12 protein-coding genes and 2 pseudogenes are annotated in these 19,238 nt (G+C 65.9%); 8 read left to right on the plus strand and 6 right to left on the minus strand.

Going from position 1 to position 19,238, the window contains the following annotated elements:
* The first annotated feature begins 582 nt into the window (after positions 1–582).
* From JF290_RS10890 to JF290_RS10900, 4 genes and pseudogenes are all read left to right on the plus strand, one after another.
* On the plus strand, positions 583–1,368 hold the full coding sequence (locus JF290_RS10890) for a hypothetical protein (protein ID WP_199024914.1): 786 nt from the start codon (positions 583–585) through the stop codon (positions 1,366–1,368).
* 189 nt (positions 1,369–1,557) lie between these two features.
* Positions 1,558–1,823: pseudogene (locus JF290_RS19820) on the plus strand (transposase); the annotation flags it as partial.
* 10 nt (positions 1,824–1,833) lie between these two features.
* Positions 1,834–2,016, plus strand: a pseudogene (locus JF290_RS19825) (IS5/IS1182 family transposase); the annotation flags it as partial.
* Between the two features lie 4 nt (positions 2,017–2,020).
* A complete protein-coding gene (locus JF290_RS10900) occupies positions 2,021–2,281 on the plus strand; it encodes a hypothetical protein (RefSeq protein ID WP_199024915.1) in 261 nt (86 codons plus the stop codon).
* Here JF290_RS10900 and JF290_RS10905 read toward each other — a convergent pair.
* The 3 genes from JF290_RS10905 to JF290_RS10915 form a co-directional block, all read right to left on the minus strand.
* Positions 2,238–2,498: a DUF2798 domain-containing protein gene (locus JF290_RS10905; RefSeq protein ID WP_425503955.1), complete on the minus strand. Its 261-nt coding sequence runs from the start codon at positions 2,496–2,498 to the stop codon at positions 2,238–2,240. The two genes, JF290_RS10900 and JF290_RS10905, sit on opposite strands and share 44 nt — an antisense overlap.
* Before the next feature lie 35 nt (positions 2,499–2,533).
* Positions 2,534–3,286, minus strand: a complete 753-nt coding sequence (locus JF290_RS10910) for a hydroxypyruvate isomerase family protein (protein WP_199024917.1) — start codon at positions 3,284–3,286, stop codon at positions 2,534–2,536.
* Positions 3,287–3,372: 86 nt separating this feature from the next.
* Complete coding sequence (locus JF290_RS10915; protein ID WP_199024918.1) at positions 3,373–3,954, minus strand: DUF1285 domain-containing protein; 582 nt, start codon at positions 3,952–3,954, stop codon at positions 3,373–3,375.
* Positions 3,955–4,023: 69 nt separating this feature from the next.
* Here JF290_RS10915 and JF290_RS10920 point away from each other — a divergent pair, with 69 nt between their 5' ends.
* From JF290_RS10920 to JF290_RS10935, 4 genes are read left to right on the plus strand one after another with little or no spacing between them, the layout of a single operon-like run.
* The gene (locus tag JF290_RS10920) at positions 4,024–5,031 is read left to right on the plus strand and encodes an AAA family ATPase (protein WP_199024919.1); all 1,008 of its coding nucleotides are present in this window, start codon (positions 4,024–4,026) and stop codon (positions 5,029–5,031) included.
* Positions 5,028–5,903 carry a DUF58 domain-containing protein gene (locus JF290_RS10925; RefSeq protein ID WP_199024920.1) on the plus strand — a complete coding sequence of 292 codons (876 nt, stop codon included), beginning with the start codon at positions 5,028–5,030 and terminating at the stop codon, positions 5,901–5,903. The genes JF290_RS10920 and JF290_RS10925 overlap by 4 nt, the downstream gene beginning before the upstream one ends.
* Positions 5,900–8,680 carry a DUF4159 domain-containing protein gene (locus JF290_RS10930; protein WP_199025121.1) on the plus strand — a complete coding sequence of 927 codons (2,781 nt, stop codon included), beginning with the start codon at positions 5,900–5,902 and terminating at the stop codon, positions 8,678–8,680. The genes JF290_RS10925 and JF290_RS10930 overlap by 4 nt, the downstream gene beginning before the upstream one ends.
* Complete coding sequence (locus tag JF290_RS10935; protein ID WP_199024921.1) at positions 8,677–10,719, plus strand: hypothetical protein; 2,043 nt, start codon at positions 8,677–8,679, stop codon at positions 10,717–10,719. The genes JF290_RS10930 and JF290_RS10935 overlap by 4 nt, the downstream gene beginning before the upstream one ends.
* Positions 10,720–10,859: 140 nt before the next feature.
* Here the strand turns inward: JF290_RS10935 and JF290_RS10940 are convergent, their stop codons facing one another.
* From JF290_RS10940 to JF290_RS10950, 3 genes are read right to left on the minus strand one after another with little or no spacing between them, the layout of a single operon-like run.
* Entirely contained in the window at positions 10,860–11,708 is an 849-nt protein-coding gene (locus JF290_RS10940) for a 2-keto-4-pentenoate hydratase (protein ID WP_199024922.1), read from the minus strand.
* 26 nt (positions 11,709–11,734) lie between these two features.
* Positions 11,735–13,792: a penicillin-binding protein 1C gene (gene pbpC, locus JF290_RS10945; RefSeq protein ID WP_199024923.1), complete on the minus strand. Its 2,058-nt coding sequence runs from the start codon at positions 13,790–13,792 to the stop codon at positions 11,735–11,737.
* Entirely contained in the window at positions 13,789–19,224 is a 5,436-nt protein-coding gene (locus JF290_RS10950) for an alpha-2-macroglobulin family protein (protein WP_199024924.1), read from the minus strand. Before JF290_RS10950 ends, pbpC begins: the two co-directional genes overlap by 4 nt.
* Between the last annotated feature and the right edge of the window lie 14 nt (positions 19,225–19,238).

A 19,238-nucleotide genomic window follows, 5' to 3' on the forward strand; every position in this document is an offset into this window, starting at 1 on the left:
GTAGGGCTCCAGACGCGCCATCTGCGCATCCGTCAGCCAGAAAGGGTCAGACATATCACCGCTCCGTTTTCGTAGCCGCGAACCACGCAAACCGACCAAAATCAATGGGTCCTGAGCCTAGGAGACGGCAAACGCTTCCCGTCTTGCTTCAAACGTCGAAACGCCCGGACGACTTTTGATGCCGGAAGGGCCGCAACTGGGGCTGAGGCGGGCTAGACCCCAAGCATTCCAATCTTTAGATTGCTTCTTGTGCAGTTTGTCCGAAAAGCGCGTTGGCAGCAAGATAGCGCGGCTCTGAAAAGGTATGTCATGACAGTTTGCGTCGTTCATATTGGAGATATCAAGTCCGGCACGACGTCTATTCAGGCGGCATTGCGTGCGGGGAACATTCCAGACGTTGGAAAGAAGGTCGTCTATCCCTGTCAGGACTTGAACCACAACAATCTTGCGCGCATCATTGTGAATCGCAAACGCCTACAGGCGTCTCAGGTCAATCATATTCGCCAACAACTGATACAGAACAGAGATGCCGACCTATGCATTCTTTCCGGATAGCGGCTGTCGACAGTTACTCCAACTTTGGTGAAGCAGGAATTGGAGAAATGCTTTGGAGATCTCGTTTCTGAATTTCGAGTAATACACTATATTCGACCACACTTTGGCCGGACGGTTTCGGCCTATTCAGAGCAGGTAAAAATTGGCGCAACGGAGCGCAGTCTGCCAGATTTTGTGAAATGGGTCTGCGAAACCAATCGTTTTGCACATATGCCGCGCCTATCTGCTTGGCGGAGTGTGTTCGGGGCCGGCTACCAAGTAAGACCTATGCTACGAAACATGTTGTATAGGAACGATGTTGTCGCTGATTTTTTTGAGAGTGTATTGGGGCACGTACCGATCGGTTGGCCGATACCCCCACAAGTAAACGTCTCTCTCACCGCATCTGGGATTACCCATGTGATGCGGCTTCAATCTCAACTAAGGGGCAAACACCCCAGCCTCCGGCACGCAATTGGATATGAATTTGAAGAGCGATACTCTAAACTTGTAGGAACAATAAAAGACCCAATAAAATTGAACTCTAGTATTGCCAAAATTTTCTATTTGCATTATTTGAAAGATGCCCAAGAATGCGATAAATTTCTTGAAACCCCATTTCTTGTAAATTCTCTTGAAATGGATGCGATATCTTATCAAAGGGTTGGACTTGATCCGTCCCTCCCCGTTGACAGAAAAGAAGTTGATTCTTTGATTTCGCACTTGATCGAACTGTCCAATACCGAAAACGAGAAACAAATGGCCAAACAGATTCGACAGATGCGATTTGCACGATATCTGGCACTTTCGTCAACACCTTCACATTGCGGTTGAAAAAGGCTTTGTGGCTTTGGGTCAGGACTTATAGTGAGAAAATTGCGGTGCGGCGGCGACGATGGCTGATAGGAATACCTTTACTCATCTGTCGTGATGGAGCGCCATGCGCCGCCGATCCTTCAGCCTGCCTGCGCTGTTGCAGGAGTTTGACTGTGAACGACTCTTTACGTGAATCCATGCGGTTAGATGGCCGAAACGAGCAAGCTGCCACCCGCCCGCTACCGCACAACGAATTAATCCAGATTCGCTGCGAAACCGCGGTTCACTGGCGATCTGGTTGGACAAGGAGATCACCTGGTTCGCACCACCTGTCGGCCACCGCGCTCGCCCTGCAGTGTTCCTGATGCGGCGATCCAGTTTTGTCTATCGATCAAGGTCCTGTTCAAGGGCCACTCAGGCAGACTGCTGGAATGGTCTCCAGCCTGCTGCGTTTGGCCGGCTCGGACTGGCCGAGCCTTCTGAAAGCGATGGACCGGATATCACGCTCGCAGCCGGATCGAAGCGAAAATGCACCACCTCAAATCCGTCGGAGAGCGCATCGCCGCCGGAGACTCCGACCAAAAAATCGCCGAAGTTCATATTTGCAACCCGCTGATGAACCGCTTCAACGCCTCCGGCACCGCCGAGATCGTCTGCGTTGCTTGAAGTCATGGGGGTAAGGGGCCGGCACGTCTCAAGCGGTCGTGCTGCAACACTGCCGTTTGCCTTCTTCGTCGCGGTCTTCATCTTCGACGAGGCGTTCGGACAGGCGCTGATGATCGATTTCCAGATGATATGGTGCGCACTGGTGATCTTTACCGTCACCTCGGTCAGACAGGCACGCAGCACGCGCCGGATGGCGGCACAGGACCCGGACTCGGCGCGGCTCAACCCGGAGATTTCACCAGCAGCGCGACCAGACGCCGGGTGATCGGGGCAACGACAAGGACCACCGGAAAGGCGATGGCCCAGCTGAGGGCCCAGGAGGACATCCATTCGCCCAGCACGCCCTCGGTCAGGCCGACTGCGCGCAGGGTCGAAATGCCCGAGACCATGCAGGACATCAGGCCGGACAGGATGAAACCGAACAGGACGGGGGCGAAACGGGCAGGCACCATGGCGATCTCCGGACGTGTTGCGCGCCTCATATGCAGAATACCGAACGGAACTTCCAGTGCGCGTGTCAGCGCATCCAGTCAAGGCTATCTTCGGTGCGCGGCGTGCTGGGGTGGTACTCTGCACTGACCCAGCCGTCATAGCCGCTGGCGTCGATCGCAGAGAACAATGCGGGGAAATCGGTCGGCCCTCGGCCCGGTTCGCTGCGGTCCGGTGCCGCACCGATCTGCACATGCATGGCGCGGTGGCCAAGACGGTCCCAGACGGCCTGCGCGTCGCCGTGGATCACCTGCGCGTGGTAGCTGTCGTATTGCAGGCCGACATTGGGCCGGTCGACCACGTCCAGGATGTCCGCAGCAAGATCGAAGTCGTCGAGGAAATAGCCTGGCTGGTCGCTTGGATTGAGCGGTTCGATCGTGAAAAGCTGCTGCGGCGCTTCGTCGGCGGCCCATTGCAGGTTGGCGATGAATGTGTCGCGCGCTGCCGCGTCCTTGGTGTAGCCCGACATTACGTGGATGAAGCGTGGTTTGAGGATTTCGGCATAGCGCATCACGCGGCGGATGTCGTGCTGGAAGCGCCCCTCGCCACCGGGAACCGCGCCATAGCCGGGAGAGCCGCCGGTGTAGTTGGGCGGCGGGGCATTCATCAGGACGAGATCGAGCCCGTTCCTGAGCAACGCGCGCCGGGTCTCCTTGGCGGGAAGGTCGTAGGGAAAGAGGATCTCGACCGCGGCAAACCCTGCCTCGGCGGCGGCATCGAATCGATCAAGATAAGGCAACTCGGCAAAGAGCAGCGTGAGATTTGCGGCAAATCTGGGCATTTTGGGGCACTCGTTCAAACCGCAAAAGGTTTAGCGCGTGACCCGTGCCGCTGCCAAGCCGCTGATGCGAAAACGCAGCGGAAGGCTCAGCTGATTCCGAGATCGGCCGAAGGGATGATCCGGAAGAATTCGCCCGAAGACCAGACTCCGAACCAACCGTCCTCGTGCGCTCCAAGCTCGACCAGCCGATAGAAGCTCTTGCGATCGATCAAGGCTTCGAGATTGTCACGGATCAGCACATAGGGCGCGGGCTCGCCGGTTTCCGCGTCCCTTTCGACGCGGATCGGGTGATCCGGACCGGCGACAGCGATATCGCCAACGTGGTTGTGAAAGGTCAGGATCTGGTCGCGTCCGCTGCCCTCGGCATCGAAATCGACCGCTACAAACGGGGCATCATCAACGGTGATTCCGACCTTTTCCACCGGAGTGACCAGAAAATAGGCATCGCCCTCTTTCCTGAGGATCGAGGAAAACAGCCGCACCAGCTCGAAACGGGTGATCGGCGTTCCGAGGTAGAACCAAGTGCCATCACGGGCGATGCGCATGTCGAGATCACCGCTGAAGGGCGGATTCCACTCGTGCACGGGGGGCAACCCCTTGCCCTTGGCGGCCTTGACCGAGGCGGCAATGCCCTCGGCAGACGGAGTAACGGCTTTTTGTGCACTCATAGCTTTTGCCATTTCCTGTTGGCGCGATACACTTACATTTCAGAGTATATGTCCCGCGAAAGGAATGTCATGTCCGATCCCTCCGATCTGGTCGCCGAAATCGAAGCGCTCGAGGACAAGCTGGCCGAGGCGAAGGGGTCTATCACCCGCCGCTTCATCGGACAGGAACGGGTGGTCGACCTGACCCTGACCGCGCTGCTGTGTGGCGGGCATGGCTTGCTGATCGGCCTGCCGGGTCTGGGCAAGACCCGGCTGATTGAAACCTTGTCGACCGTGATGGGGCTGGACGGCAACCGCATCCAGTTCACGCCCGACCTGATGCCGGCGGATATCCTCGGTTCGGAGGTCCTGGACACGGCAGCCGACGGCACGCGAGCGTTCCGCTTCATTCCCGGACCGATCTTCTGCCAGCTTCTGATGGCGGACGAGATCAACCGCGCCAGCCCGCGCACGCAATCGGCGCTGCTGCAGGCGATGCAGGAACGTACGGTAACGGTGGCGGGCGAGGATCGCAGTCTGGGCGCGCCTTTTCATGTGCTGGCGACGCAAAACCCGATCGAGCAGGAGGGCACCTATCCGCTGCCCGAGGCACAGCTCGACCGGTTCCTGGTGCAGATTGACGTGAACTACCCCGACCGCGCAACCGAGCGTGACATCCTGATCGCCACCACAGGCGTCGCCGAGGACAACGCCACGCAGGTGTTCAGCCGCGACGAGTTGCTGGCGGCGCAGACCCTGTTGCGGCGGATGCCGGTGGGTGACGCGGTGGTCGAGATGATTCTCGACTTGGTTCGGGCATTCCGACCGGACCAGCCGGAAGCCAGCGACCGCGTGCGCGAGACCGTGGCCTGGGGTCCGGGACCACGCGCGGCGCAGGCACTGATGTTGACGGTGCGGGCGCGGGCGCTGCTGGAAGGACGGCTGGCCCCCAACGCGGAAGACGTGATCGACATGGCCCGCCCTGTGCTGAGCCACCGGATGGCGCTGAATTTCGCTGCCCGGGCCCGCGGGGACAGCCTCGCCGATCTGATCGAAACAACGGCGGCCGGTCTTGGCCGGGACCAGGCGGCTGCGTGATACATCCCGCCTCCCTGCGCGAACGGTCGGAGACCGAAGCGAGCCGCCTGCCGCCCTTGCTGGCGCGGGCAGAGCACCTCGCCGGCACCGTGCTGCTGGGCGAGCATGGCCGCCGGCGCGCCGGACTGGGCGACGATTTCTGGCAATACCGGCCCGCGCAGCTGGGCGACAGCAAGCGGATGATCGATCATCGCCGATCGGCGCGGGGCGATCAGCAATTCGTGCGAGAGCGGGAGTGGCAGATCGCGCAATCGGTGATGCTCTGGGTCGATCAGGGCGCTTCGATGCGGTTCCAGTCCAATGATGACCTGCCGACCAAGGCGGACCGCGCCCGCGTGCTGGGCCTCGCGGTCGCCATCTTGCTGGTACGCGGCGGCGAACGGGTCGGCCTGACCGGCACCAGCCTCCCGCCGCGGCGGGGCAACGCACAGATCATGCGGCTGGCCGAGGCCCTTACGCGCGATGCGCCGCAGGACTACGCCCCGCCCGAGCATCGGGCGATGATTCCCCACGCGCGAGCCGTGTTCATCTCGGATTTCCTCGGCGACATGGACGAAGTCGAACTGGCCCTGACCAAGGCGGCGGATCGAGGCGTGCGCGGCGTGGTATTGCAGGTGCTCGATCCCAGCGAGGAAAGTTTTCCGTTCCGCGGACGCACCATCTTTGAAAGCGTCGGCGGCACGCTGCGCCATGAAACCCTGAAGGCCGGCGACCTTCGCAGCCGCTATCTGGACCGTCTGGCCGAACGCAAGGAGAGGCTGGCGCACCTGTGCCGGACGACCGGGTGGATGCTGGGGCTGCATCACACCGGCGACAGCGCGCAATCGGCGCTTCTATGGCTGTACCGGGCGCTGGATCGGGGCACGACGTGACCGTTCTGGGCGGCATCGGGTTCGCATCTCCCTGGCTGCTGCTGGGGCTATTGGCGCTACCGATCCTGTGGTTGATTCTGCGCGCCATCCCTCCTGCGCCGATCCGCCGGATGTTCCCCGGTGTCGCGCTGCTGCTGGGGCTGAAAGATGACGAGAGCGTCTCGGACCGCACCCCGTGGTGGTTGCTGCTGCTCAGAATGCTGGCGGTGGCAGCGGTGATCATCGGGCTGGCCGGCCCGATCCTGAACCCACAGCAGGAACGTGCCGGAAGCGGGCCGCTGCTGATGTTGCTGGATGCAAGCTGGGCCGGAGCGACGCGCTGGGGCGACAAGATCGACCTGTTGGACTCGCATCTGACCGAAGCCGGTCGCGCAGGGCGTCCCGTTGCGATCCTGCGACTGTCCGATCCCGAGCCACCTGTGTTTCAGGCCGCCGATGTCTGGCGCAGCCGCCTCGCCGGCCTTCAGCCCGAACCATGGCAACCGGCGCAGGCGCAGGTCGACCGCGCGATCGAGGCGCTCGCCGCCGTGGAGGGCGGGTTCGACACTTATTGGCTGAGCGACGGGCTGGATCACGACGGCCGTTCCGACCTGATCGCGGCACTGGATGCGCGCGGCGCGCTGCGCGTCTTCCAGACCGGCACCGAGGTTCTGGGCCTGCTCCCCGCAAGCTATGAAGACGACGCGGTGAACCTGACCGCGACCCGGTCCGCCGATGGGTCCGAGCGCGAGGTCACGATGCTGGCGCAAGGCCGCGATCCGGCGGGCACCGCGCGGGTGCTGGCCTCTGCCACGGCGACATTTGCCGCCGGCGAGACCACGGCCGAGGCGGCCCTGTCGCTGCCCTCGGAACTGCGTGCAAGAATCACCCGCTTCGAAATCCAGGGACAGCGGTCGGCAGGCACGGTCACGCTGACCGACGACAGCCTGCGCCGCCGCGAAGTCGCACTGATCGCCGGGCGGGAAGATCGCGAGGGGCTGGAGCTGCTGTCGCCGCTGCATTACCTGAACCAGGCGCTGGTGCCGACCGCCGACCTGCTGGACGGGGCGCTGCTCGACCTCTTGCCCGCCAATCCCGACGTGATCGTATTGGCGGACGTGGCGACTCTGTCGGATGCAGAAGAAGAGGCCCTGACCGAGTGGATCGAGGACGGCGGCATGCTGCTGCGGTTCGCCGGGCCGCGACTGGCCGCAAGTGACGTGAGTCGCACCGAGGAAGACCCGCTGATGCCCGTGCGTCTGCGCGCGGGCGGCCGCAGTGTCGGCGGCGCGATGAGCTGGGGCGAACCCAAGGCGCTGGCGCGATTCCGGGCCGAATCTCCCTTTTTCGGTCTGGCTGTGCCCGATGACGTGACCGTGAGCGCCCAGGTGATGGCCCAGCCCGATCCTACCTTGGCCGACCGGGTGATCGCCGAACTGAGCGACGGCACGCCGCTGGTCACACGCAAGCCACTGGGACAGGGTCAGGTCGTGCTGTTCCACGTCACCGCCAACGCCGAATGGTCGACCCTGCCGCTGTCGGGTCTCTTCGTCGAGATGCTCGAGCGGTTGGCGGTCTCCTCCGCCTCGCGAATGCCCGATGCTGATGATCTCGAGGGCACGACCTGGACCCCGGTGCAGGTGATGGACGGTTTCGGCAGCCTGTCGGATGCGGGCAACCTAGGCGGTGTTTCGGGCCCCGAGCTTGTGACCGATCCGACCGGTCCGACCTTGCGTCCCGGTCTCTACGCCAGCGAGGATCGCCGGCTGGCGCGCAATGTGCTTCCGGCAGGTGCGGTTCTGAGCCCAGCCGCATGGCCCGCCGGCATACCGGTCGAGGGGCTGGCGATCGAGCGCGAACTGCCGCTGGGCGGCGTATTGCTGGGCCTCGCGCTGGCGCTGCTGGCAGTGGACGTGGTGGCATCCTTAGCGCTGTCGGGCCGGCTTGGCCCAGCGGGGCGCGCGACCGCGGCCGGGCTGGCCGCGCTGCTGCTGGTGCAGATGGCCGCCCCGGCACAGGCGCAGGACGACCAGCAGGCGGCGGATGATTTCGCTCTTGCCGCGACCTCGGAACTGGTTCTGGCGCATGTTCTGACCGGCGATGAACAGCTGGACGAGGTGGCACAGGCCGGGTTGCGCGGTTTGTCGGACACGCTGTTCTTCCGCACCTCGGTGGAGCCCGCAGCGCCAATCGGGATCGACCTTGAGCGCGACGAACTGGCGTTCTTCCCGATGCTCTACTGGCCGGTGACGCCCGACCAACCGACGCCCTCGTCAGAGGCCTATGCCAAGCTCAACGCCTATCTGCGCTCAGGCGGGATGATCCTGTTCGACACGCGGGACGCCGACATCGCCCGCTTTGGCGGCGCCAGCCCGAACGGGCGCAAACTGCAACAGTTGGCGGCGCCGCTGGACATTCCGCCGCTGGAGCCGTTGCCGGCGGACCACGTGCTGACACGCACCTTCTACCTGTTGCAGGACTTTCCCGGCCGGCACGCCGCGCGCGAGGTCTGGGTCGAAGCCGCTCCACCGGACGCGCAGCAGATCGAGGGAATGCCGTTTCGCAACCTCAACGACGGGGTCACTCCCGTGGTGATCGGCGGCAATGACTGGGCCGCGGCCTGGGCGGTGGATGGAAACGGGCGCCCGATGCTGCCGGTGGGGAGCGGGTTTTCCGGCGAGCGGCAGCGCGAGCTGGCCTATCGCTTCGGCGTCAACCTCGTGATGCATGTGCTGACCGGGAACTACAAGTCGGACCAGGTGCATGTTCCTGCGCTGCTGGACAGGTTGGGCCAATGACCGGAAGCATCGTCTTTGACCCGCTGATCCCGTGGCCAGCAATCGCCGCACTCGCCGTGCTGGCGTTGGCCGGCGTGGTTCTGGCGCTTTGGCGCGGTCTTTCGGGCTGGGCGCTGCGCGGGCTGGCGGCGCTGGTCTTGCTCGGGGCGCTCGCGGGCCCGGCCTATCAGGTCGAGGACCGCACGCCGCTGACCGACATCGTGGTGATGCTGGAGGACGAGAGTGCGAGCCAGGCGCTGTCGGACCGTCCGGACCAGATGACCGAGGCGGCCGAGGCGCTTGCCGTCGAGATCGGCGCCCGCGCCAACACCGAATTGCGCCGGGTCACCGTTCCGGACGGTGCCGGAGATGCGGGCACCGAACTGATGACCGCGCTCACCGCCGCCCTGGCCGAGGAGCCTCGCGCGCGCATCGCCGGGATCATCGCCCTGAGCGACGGGCAGGTCCACGACATCGAGCGCGCGCCCGACCTGCCCGCGCCGATGCACCTGTTGCTGACCGGGCGCGAAGATGATTGGGATCGCCGCCTGATCGTGCGCAATGCGCCGGCCTTCGCGATCATCGGCGAGCCGGTGACCCTGACCCTTCGGATCGAAGACAGCGGCGCGGTGCCCGCGACCGGTGCAACGGCGCCCCTTGAAATCTCGGTCGATGGAGGCGAAGCACAGAGTTTCGACGTGCCGATCGGGCAGGATATCGACCTGCCGCTGACCCTGCCCCATGGCGGGCGCAACGTGATCCAGTTCACCGTGCCGGAGGCTGAGGGAGAGCTGACCGATCGCAACAATACCGCTTTGATCCAGATGAACGGCGTACGCGACCGGCTGCGCGTGCTGCTGGTGTCTGGCGAACCTCATCCGGGCGGACGGACCTGGCGCAACCTGCTGAAATCGGACAGTTCGGTCGACCTCGTCCATTTCACCATCCTGCGCCCGCCGGAAAAGCAGGACGGCGTACCGGTCGGGGAACTTTCTCTGATCGCTTTTCCGACGCGCGAGCTGTTTCTCGAGAAGATCGACGATTTCGACCTGATCATATTCGACCGTTACAAGCGGCGCGGTATTCTGCCGGCGATCTACCTCGACAACGTGGCCAACTACGTCGACAAGGGCGGCGCCGTCCTGATCGCGGCAGGACCGGATTTCGCCAGTGCAGACAGCATCTATCGCTCACCGCTGGCCCGCATCCTTCCCGCCGAACCCAGCGCGCGGGTCATCGAGGACAAGTACCGCCCCAGCGTCACCGACCTGGGCGAACGCCATCCGGTGACGTCGGATTTGGGCGATGGCGAGACCTGGGGGTCGTGGCTGCGCCAGATCGACGTGACCGCCGGGGCCGGATCGGTGCTGATGAGCGGCGTCGAGGATCGCCCGCTGCTGATCCTCGACAGGGTCGAGGAGGGCCGCGTCGCCCTGCTGGCTTCGGATCATGCCTGGCTCTGGAACCGCGGCTACGAGGGCGGCGGCCCCCAGCTCGAACTGCTCAGACGCCTGGCACACTGGATGATGAAGGAACCAGAGCTCGAGGAAGAAGCGCTCTGGGCGGAGGCCACGGGCCAGACCATGCGGATCATCCGCCGCTCGCTGTCCGAGGAGATCGGCCCGGTCACGGTCATGCGGCCTGATGGCGTGACACTTGAAATCGAGCTGGAAGAAGTTTCGCCGGGCCGGTTCGAGGCGCTCTATGACGGTCCCGAGATCGGACTCTACAGGCTTGCCGAAGGCGAGCACGAAGCGGTGATCGGACTGGGACCCGCCGCGCCGCGCGAGTTCGAACAGACCATCGCCACGGGTGAGGTGCTCGATCCCGTTTTGGCGACGATGCGCGGCGGCGTGGTGCGGCTTGAGGACGGGCTGCCTGACCTGCGTGACGTGCGCGAGGGCCGCCCGGCAGCAGGACGTGGCTGGATCGGGCTGACGCCGCGCGATGCCTACGAAACCCGCGACGTCACGCAATCCCCACTGCTGCCGGCCTGGCTGGTCCTGCTGCTCGCCTCGGTCCTGATCGTCGGCGGCTGGCTGCGCGAGGGCCGCCGATAACCTTAGGACGTGATGGCAAGGGGCCGTTGGCCACCTGCCTGATGTGCCTCGTCAGAGTTCAGTCGCTCCATACGAATCCGGCAAAACTGGGCGCAGTCGTCGAATGACTCCCCATCCGACACCAAGTTGCACGTTGAAGGCTAGGGTCTGAAGCGCACGGATACGGTCGGATCATTGGGCAGGCCTTCGTAGGTCACCGACGCGCCACCCTTGCCGTTGGCGGGCGGAACCAGCGGGCCGAAGGATCCGACCGACACCAGGTCCCCCGCCTTCAGCGTGATCCCCTTGGACATCAGCCAGAGCACCGCGTTGACCGGATGCCCAAGCACCGCCGTTCCCGGGGCCTGCGCCAGAACTTCGCCATCCGCTGCCGCCAGCGTGACCTGCATATCGCCGAGCGCCGCGAAGGTCGACGCCGCATCCTCCACCGGGATTTCCGCGCCGATGACCCCCAACTTGGGCGCAACCGCCATCGCCGTCAAAGTCACGCCGGTGATCGGTTCGCCCTCGGCATAAGTCAGGTCGGGCAATTCGATGAAGGGACGGATGGCCGAGATATGCGCCATCGCCTCCTCGGCCGTGCTGGCGCCGTTGATCGCGTCGTTGCCGACGACAAGGATCAGATCGGCCTCGAACAGCGGACGCGCGCCCCAGCGTTCGGGCACCTCGGCCCCGTCAGGCAGCATCATGTCGCGGTAGAGCACGCCCTGCACCGGTTCGCTGACACCGAACCGGTCCTGCGCCGGCGGACTGGTCAACCCCGCCTTGTACCCGATCACCGGGCCCATTCGGGCGCTGACGGCCGCGACAACCTTGGCTTGGGTGCACAGCGCGTCCTCCATCGTTCCGCCCGCCGCCAGCGCGGCAGTGGGCGTGTTGGCCATGTAGTCAGCGACGAATGTCGCGACCTGCGCATCACTCGCGCAGTCTGCATGGGCGTTGGCGGCAATGCAGATAAGCCCCGCGGCCAGTGTCTGTTTCAGCGTCATGGCAGTCTCCCTTTTTCATTTGCTTGTCAGTCCAGTCGAACGGTCACGCGGTCCGATCGCCCGTTGCGGTCGATCAAGGTCAGCGTTGAGTAGCCGGGGCCGAGGCCCGACACCTCGAATTCGTCGCGGCGCTGGCCGGTCAGCACGGGTTTGCCGTTGGCCATCACGAGGTAAGGCCCGACACCGCCGCGCAGCTTGACCGTCACCGCGCCGCCGGTCGCCGCCAGAACCGCGCCGTCAGGGGGAAACACCAGCTTGGGCGATTCGGCGGCGTCGGTGAACTGCGCGTCGCGCGGACGGAAACGTTGCAGCGGCAGGGGCAGGTCGGCGGTGCCCGCGATCAGCGTCGCAGGCGGTGGCGGCGGCAACGGGTCGAACCCATGCTTCAGGCGTCCGAACGCCTGGAACAGGACCGGCGCTGCCAGATCGCCACCGAAAGCGCCGGGCACCGGCGTACCATCCGCCCGCCCGATCCAGACACCGATCACGTGCCGCCCATCATAGCCGATCGCCCAGGCATCTCGATGCCCATAGGAGGTGCCGGTCTTGTAGGCCAGCGCCCGGGGTGGCGCGCCCGGTGGCGGCACCATTCCGGCGAGGATGTCACCGACCTGCCAGGCTGCGACGTCGGACATCACTCGCGTTGGTGTCTTGCCGGTTTCGCCTCGCGTCGCGTGCAGGCGCGGCCCTTGCCCCCCTTGCGCGAGCGCCGCGTAGAGTTGAACGAGATCGTGCAAGCTGACACCCAGGCCGCCAAGTGCCACGGCCAGACCCGGCCGCCCGCCCGGAAGCTTCGCCACGACGCCGGCGCGATCGAGCGCCGCCATGACCCGGGCCGGGCCGATCTCCTGTGTCAGCTTGACGACGGGGATGTTGAGCGACAGCTGCAGCGCCTCGCGGATGCGCAGGTCACCCCGGAACCGTCCGTCAAAATTGCGCGGGGTATAGCGACCGAACTGCACCGGCGCGTCACGGATCAGCGTTTCGGGATGCGCGCGGCCCTGATCGAAGGCCAGCCCATAAACCAACGGTTTCAAGGTCGACCCCGGCGAGCGCAGCGCGCGTGTCATATCGACGAAGCCTTGCCGCCCGCCCGTCGCGCCATAGGCAGCCGAGCCGACCGATGCGAGGATTTCGCCGCTCCGGTGATCCGCGACGACGAGGGCGGCGGACAGCTTGGAACCGGCGCGGTGGACGGACTCGGCCACGAGTTGTTCGAGCGCCGCCTGCAAAGCGGCGTCGAGCGTGAGATCGTGCCGACCGAGGTCTGGCGCACCGGCGCGCAGGCGATCGCCCAGATGGGCCGCCAACTGCGGAAAGGGCTCCATTCGACTGGGCAGCTCTGCCCGGGAGGCGACCTCCGCCGCGTCGCGCGGCAGGACAGCCTGCCGGGCCATGCGTTCCAGAACGCGCTTGCGCGCGGCCCGGGCGTGGTCCTGGTTGCGGTCTGGACGGCGGGTTTCCGGCGCCTGCGGCAGCGCCACCAGCAGCGCAGACTGAGCCGCGGACAGGCGCGCGGGCTCCTTGCCGAACCAGGCCAAAGACGCGGCGCGGATGCCTTCGAGATTACCGCCAAAGGGGGCGTGCGTGAGATAGAGTCCGAGGATCTCGTCCTTGGACAGGCGGCGTTCGAGCGCCAAGGCGACGCGCATCTGGCGCAGCTTGCCCGCCCACCGGCCGGTGCTGCCATCTTCGAGCGACCGCGCAACCTGCATCGTCAAGGTCGACCCGCCCGAGACCGTGCGACCCTGCCAGACGGCCTGTCCGGCGGCGCGCAGCAGCGCCAACGGATCAACGCCGCGATGGCGGTGGAACCGTTTGTCCTCGTAGCGGATCAGCATGCCGAGATAACCGCGATCGACAGTGGCCAGTGTCGGCGCAAGCCGCCAGAGCCCGTCCTCGACCGTGTAGGCCCTGAGCAGCCGGCCTTCCCGGTCGCGCATCTCGACCGAGGTTTCAGCCAAGGTGAGCGGCAGCACCGTCGCGTCGACCCAGCGGTCGAGCGCGTCGCGCGCCATCGCCAGGGCAACCAGCAGCAGGGCGAGGCCGATCAGCCAGCCGCCGACTGCCGAGCGGCGTGTCATTCGGCGATATCCATGCGCCCCGTGCCCGTCCGGGCGCGGAAGCGCGGGCGATACATGTCCTCGACCGAAGCCGCCGGATGGTGGAAGCTGCCCGGAGTGACCGCGCGGGCGATGTAGGCCAGATTGACCGGCGCGGCGCCGCTGCTGTCCACGGCAGCGAGGAAGCGGTCACTGCGGAACTCGGCATGGCTCGCCTCGGACGGGGTGAGCCAGCCAAGCCCGCGGATGTCGCCGGCGCGCAGCAGGTTCGGATTGTCGATCTCGATTCCGGCGGGCAGCGGATCGTCGATCATCAGTCGCGCGCCGGTGTCCTGAAACGGCGTGACCTGAAGCACGACGACCATCCGGTCGCCGACGGTCAGGGTATCGGGTGTGATCTCCTCCCCTTCCATCGTGTAGTAACTGCGCGTTATGGCATAGCCGGTGCCACCTGCGGCGGGGGACGCGAGGGGCACGCCAAGCGTCGTCAGGGTGATTTCGGCGCCCGCATCACCGGCGGGGCTGATCGCGCGGACGGGCGCGTCCCTCCCCTGGTCCAGAACCTGTACGAACGGGCCATCCACCGGCACGCCGTCGAGCAGCAACCCGGAGGCGCCGGGGGTTTCGATCAGCGCACGGGCGGCAAGCAGACTCCAGGCGGCCTCCTGCGTCGAGAGCGGACCACCGGCGGCGGCGAGCCGGGCGCCGAGCGCATCGACGTCGATAACCTGGCTGCCGGCCTCTGTCGCCAGCGCAAGGAGCCCCGCCGCGTCGCGCAAGGGGGTGCCATAGTCGGCGCGCCAGATCGGTTCGAGCTCGGCTTGGTCCGTGACCAGCCGCGCGGCTCGGGCGAACATCACATCCGCGCGCTGCTGATCGCCATAGAGCGCAAGCGCCGCACCAAGTTGAGCCGCCGCCAGCGGCGTCGCAAAGGCGTCGCCCTTCACATCGGCATAGTAGCGCAGATCGCCCATCGCCGCCGCGCCCTCGCGGGCCAGCACCATCAGCGCATAGGCGATATCCTCACCACCACTGTCGAAATCGGATGCATAATTGATCCGGTTGCGCAGGTTATCGAGCGCCAGCCCGAAGGCCCGGTCGGGCACGTCATGCCCGGCGGCTCGAGCGCGGGCAAGGAAATCCGTGATATAGGCGTCGAGCCAGAAATCTCCCGCTTGCGCCTGCCACAGGCCGAAAGCGCCATTGCCCGTCTGGTTGGTCAGAATGCGGGTGATCGATGCATCGACCCGCGCGCGCAGGGCAGGTTCCTGTCCCAGCCCGGTCGCCTCGGCCACCGAGGAAAGATAGAGCAGCGGCAGCGCCTGCGAGGCAACCTGTTCGGTGCAGCCGTATGGATAGCGGTCGAGCGTTGCCAGAAGACCCGGCACGTCGAAACGCGCCAGCGGCCCGGCCGACAGGATTGCCTTGCCGGTCTCCGGTCGCAACCCGGCAAAGACATCCGGGCTAAAGGTGAAGACGCTGCCGGGATCGAGCGTGATCCGCTGTGTTCGCGCGACTGCAGGATCATTCGCGCGCACCGGGAGCGTGAAGCCCTGCAGCAACGCACGCCCGTCCGGCGTGGTCAGCACGAGAGACAGCCGCGCATCGCCCACGGCCAGCGCGGTCACCGGCAGGTCGAGCCGCGCGCGACCGCCCTGTTCCAGCCGGATCACGCCGGGGGCCTCGCCGATTTCGACCGTGTCGCCGTTCGCGGTCAGGGCGACGGTCATGTCGCCTGCGGGACCGTCCGCGTGGATGAGATCGAGCCGGATACGGCTTTGATCACCGGGGGCGAGGAAATTGGGCAAGCTGGCCGTGACCACCACCGGGTCGCGCACCTGCATGTCTACATGTGTCTGTCCGATTGCGCGACGCGACCAGGCCACGGCCATCAACCGCACGGTGCCGTTGAACGCGGGCAGCGGAATGTCGACGGCGGCCTCGCCACCGGGACCGACCCGGACCGGACCGCTGAAGGCCGCCATCAGGTCCTGCGTTGGCGGCGGAGACTGCATCCGCATCGCTGCACCCCCGTCGCCACCCGAGCGCACGGTGCCGAGCGCGCCGTTCATACCGTCGATCAGCCGTCCATAGACATCCCTCAGTTCGACGCCAAGTCGGCGCTGGCCGAAATAGTGTTCGGAGGGATCGGGCGGCTGAAAGCCCGTCAGGTTGAGGATGCCCAGATCGACGGCGGCGAGGGTCAGCCACACTTCCTCGCCCTCGCTCGCGCCGACGACGGTCAGGCGCGCGCGCTGGGTCTGGCGCGGTTCGGCGACCTGCGGCACGTCGATCTCGACCTGAAGCCGCTTGCCGACCGGTTCTACGGCGGCATGGGCAAGACCCAGCGCCCGCGTCGGATTGCGTCCAGCGGCGCGATCCATCGGCCTGATGAGCGTTGCCGTGACATAGGCGCCGATACCCCAGTCGGCGGTCACGGAGAGCGGAATCACGGTTTCACCGGGTTCGATCGCAAGCGTATTGCGCTCGATCACCCGGTCAGAAAGCACGCTGATCTGCAGCAGACCCGGATCGCGGGCCTCTATGCGCAAGCGTGCGGTGTCGCCCGGAGCATAGCTGTCCTTGTCCAGCGACACTTCGAGCCGGTCCGGCGTCGCGGTGCTGTCGGCGGGCGCGTACCAGCCGGCGGAAAAGCCGACCGACGCGGCCGCGTAGTCATCCCCGACCCGTTCGACCACCAACTCGTGCTGGCCCCAGTCGACCGGCTGGGACAGGGTCATCGGGCCGTCCAACAGAGCCTCGCCAGTGGCCACGCGGGTCCGCCGCGTGGTCGGCTCCCACGCCCAGTTGCCGAACAGCTGATACCACTGATAGCGGGTTTCCACGCGGTTGAGCGTCCAGCGCACGGGCATCGACGTCGAGGTGAGGTCCGGCGCCAGTGCAATCACTTCGAACTGCGCTTCGGTGCCTTCGGTCACCACCTCGTCAAACAGCGGCTTGATCCCGATCACCGGAGTCGCCGGCTGGACCGGGGCGCTGATCTGACGCTCAACCGGACGGGCCGACCCATCGGCCAGCCGAACCGTGACCGTCAGTTCCAACGGCTGACCCGAGGTGGACGGTTCCGGCAGGTCGAGCGGCAGCCGTGCCAGCCCGGCTGCATCGGTGCGCTCTCCCCCGAACTGGTTGACAACCGGTTCGCCCGGCATGTCGTGGCGACCGAACCGGTAGCCAGGCCAGCCTTCGACGGTGTCGGCACCGCGCAGGGTCACCTGTCCTTCGACCGACAAATCCGCCCCCGGCGCACCAAAAAGATACCGCGCGTCGATCGAGAGGGAGGGCGTGTCACCGATCCCGAGGGCACCGTCGGGCAAGGCGAGGTCGAACTCGATGCGCTCGGGCAGGAAATCCTCGACCAGCACGGTCGCGCTCGCCAAGGCGGGCGCGTCGGGATCGGCCGAAAGGTCGATGCGCCAGGTGCCGCGCGGCACGTCGGGACCGACCGGCAGAGCGAAAACATGCCCGCCGGCTACGCCGCCGCCGGAGACGACGCGCGCATATTCCACCCCGTCAGGCCGGTGCAGCACGGCGACCAGCGGCAGCCCGTCGATGGCGGTGACCTCGGGATCGCGCGCCAAGGCTGTGACATGAATGGTCTCCCCGGCGCGATAGGCGCCCCGATCGGTCGTCATGAACACATCGACCGGCCCGGCGGGGGCGCGGCCCTCGACGCCGCGGTCCGACAGATCGAAGGCCGGGTCAGTAAGCGAGAGGAACCCGATATCGGCCTCGCCCTCCTGCGCCAGGACCAGAGCGGGCGCCGCGCCGCCAGGACCGCGCGTCAGGCCGGGATCAAAGCGGACGTCGCCGGCCGCGTCACTGACGGCGCTGGCAAGCACCGCATTGGCGCGCGAGATCAGTGTCACGGTGACACCTTGGCGCGGTCGGGCGTCTGACAGGCTTCGCACGTTGACCAGCAGTCCATCACCACCGGACAAAGTCGACAGGCCGAGATCGGAGAGCACGAACCATTGCGTCGCACCGGGATCGTCATAGGGGTCGGCTCCGGGCACGCGCGCGGTCAGAGCATAGATCCCCGCGGGCTGGTCGGCCAAGGCTTCGGCCAGCGGCAGACGAGTGGTCATGTCGCGGTTGAGGTCATTGCCGACCCCGGCGCTGCCGGTCCAGACCTCCTGCGCGATGTCGCTGGCGAAGGTCTGGTCCTGCCATTGGGTCAGCGGTCTGCCGAAAAAGCCATCCTGCACCGCGCGAAGAAGATTGCGGTCGCTGACGCGGCGCAGACGCAGATCGACGTTGGAGAGGTTGACCGTTTCGATTGGCACCGCAGCCTCGGCGGTCCTTGGCAACACGTAGGTGCGCCCCGGAAAGCGCAGCGCGGGGCTGCGGTCGCGGACATAGTGCGTGAGCTCGACATCCGAGGCGAGCGTCTCGCCGTCCGCGGACGGGAGACCTGCGCGCAAGGTCAGACGATATCGCTGGCCATGCTCGACGCCGTCGACGCAGATCTGCGACCCATCGGCCTGCACCGCCAGCCCGGTCTCGGTCAGGCGCACGAAGCTTTCATAGTCGACTCCGGTCCGGGCCAGAGGGGCCGAGAACTGCGCACAGATTCGCGGCGCGGCAGCGTCGCTCTCCACAGTGCTGTCGGTCACGCGGAAACCGTACTTCCCGATGGCGTTGACGAGCGCGGCGGCGATGCGCTCGTCCGGTGCCAGCGTCTGCGCCAGCCGAAGTGCTGCGATCATGTCACGTCCCCGACCGGCGCGTTCCAGCGCGCGGGACAGCATGACCAGGGCCGCGGCCTGATCCGCGGGTTGACCAGCGCGCAGGAAGCCGTTGATCGCCGCCGAAAGAGCCCGTGCCGACAGGGCGGCCGCATCCGCTTGCGACCCGGCGGCGAGCGTCAGCGCAAGACCGGCATAGTCAGTCCAGAGATCGGCACGGTCCGTCAAGGACAGAGCCGCACCGGTGAAACTCAACGCCTGCGCCGCGTCACCGGCCGCGCTCCGGTCGGCCGCGGCGCGCAGCGCCATGTCGGCCTCGACCCCACCCGCGCGGTGGCGCAGCCCCAGATCCCGTGCCAGCGCCGCCGCCGCGGCGATATCCTGATCTGTCAGACTGGGCAGCTGATCCAGCCGGGTCTCGGCCCGAGCGGCGAGCGCCGGATCGTTTGCCGTCTTGATCGCCGATATGGCCCCTTCGTACGGTGTCCGCCGGCTGACTTGGGACTTGGGGAAACAGGCATTCGAGCGGCTGTTGAAGGTGAACCCCGCACAATCGGCACGTGCCACGCAGGCCCGGCGGCAACTCTCGAGATCAGTGTCGAACAGGGCGTCGAGGTCGGAACCGAAGAAATCCATGTCGGACGTGGCGACGAATCGATACTCGGGAATCGCGGTCTGGGCATTCAACGCGAGAGGCGTGAGCCAGAGGGTTAAGGCCAGACCGATCCGTTTCGCCAGATGCCGCATGAGCTCTCTCCCTC

This window comes from Sedimentitalea arenosa (assembly GCF_016428585.1).
GTDB classification, from domain to species: domain Bacteria; phylum Pseudomonadota; class Alphaproteobacteria; order Rhodobacterales; family Rhodobacteraceae; genus Sedimentitalea; species Sedimentitalea arenosa.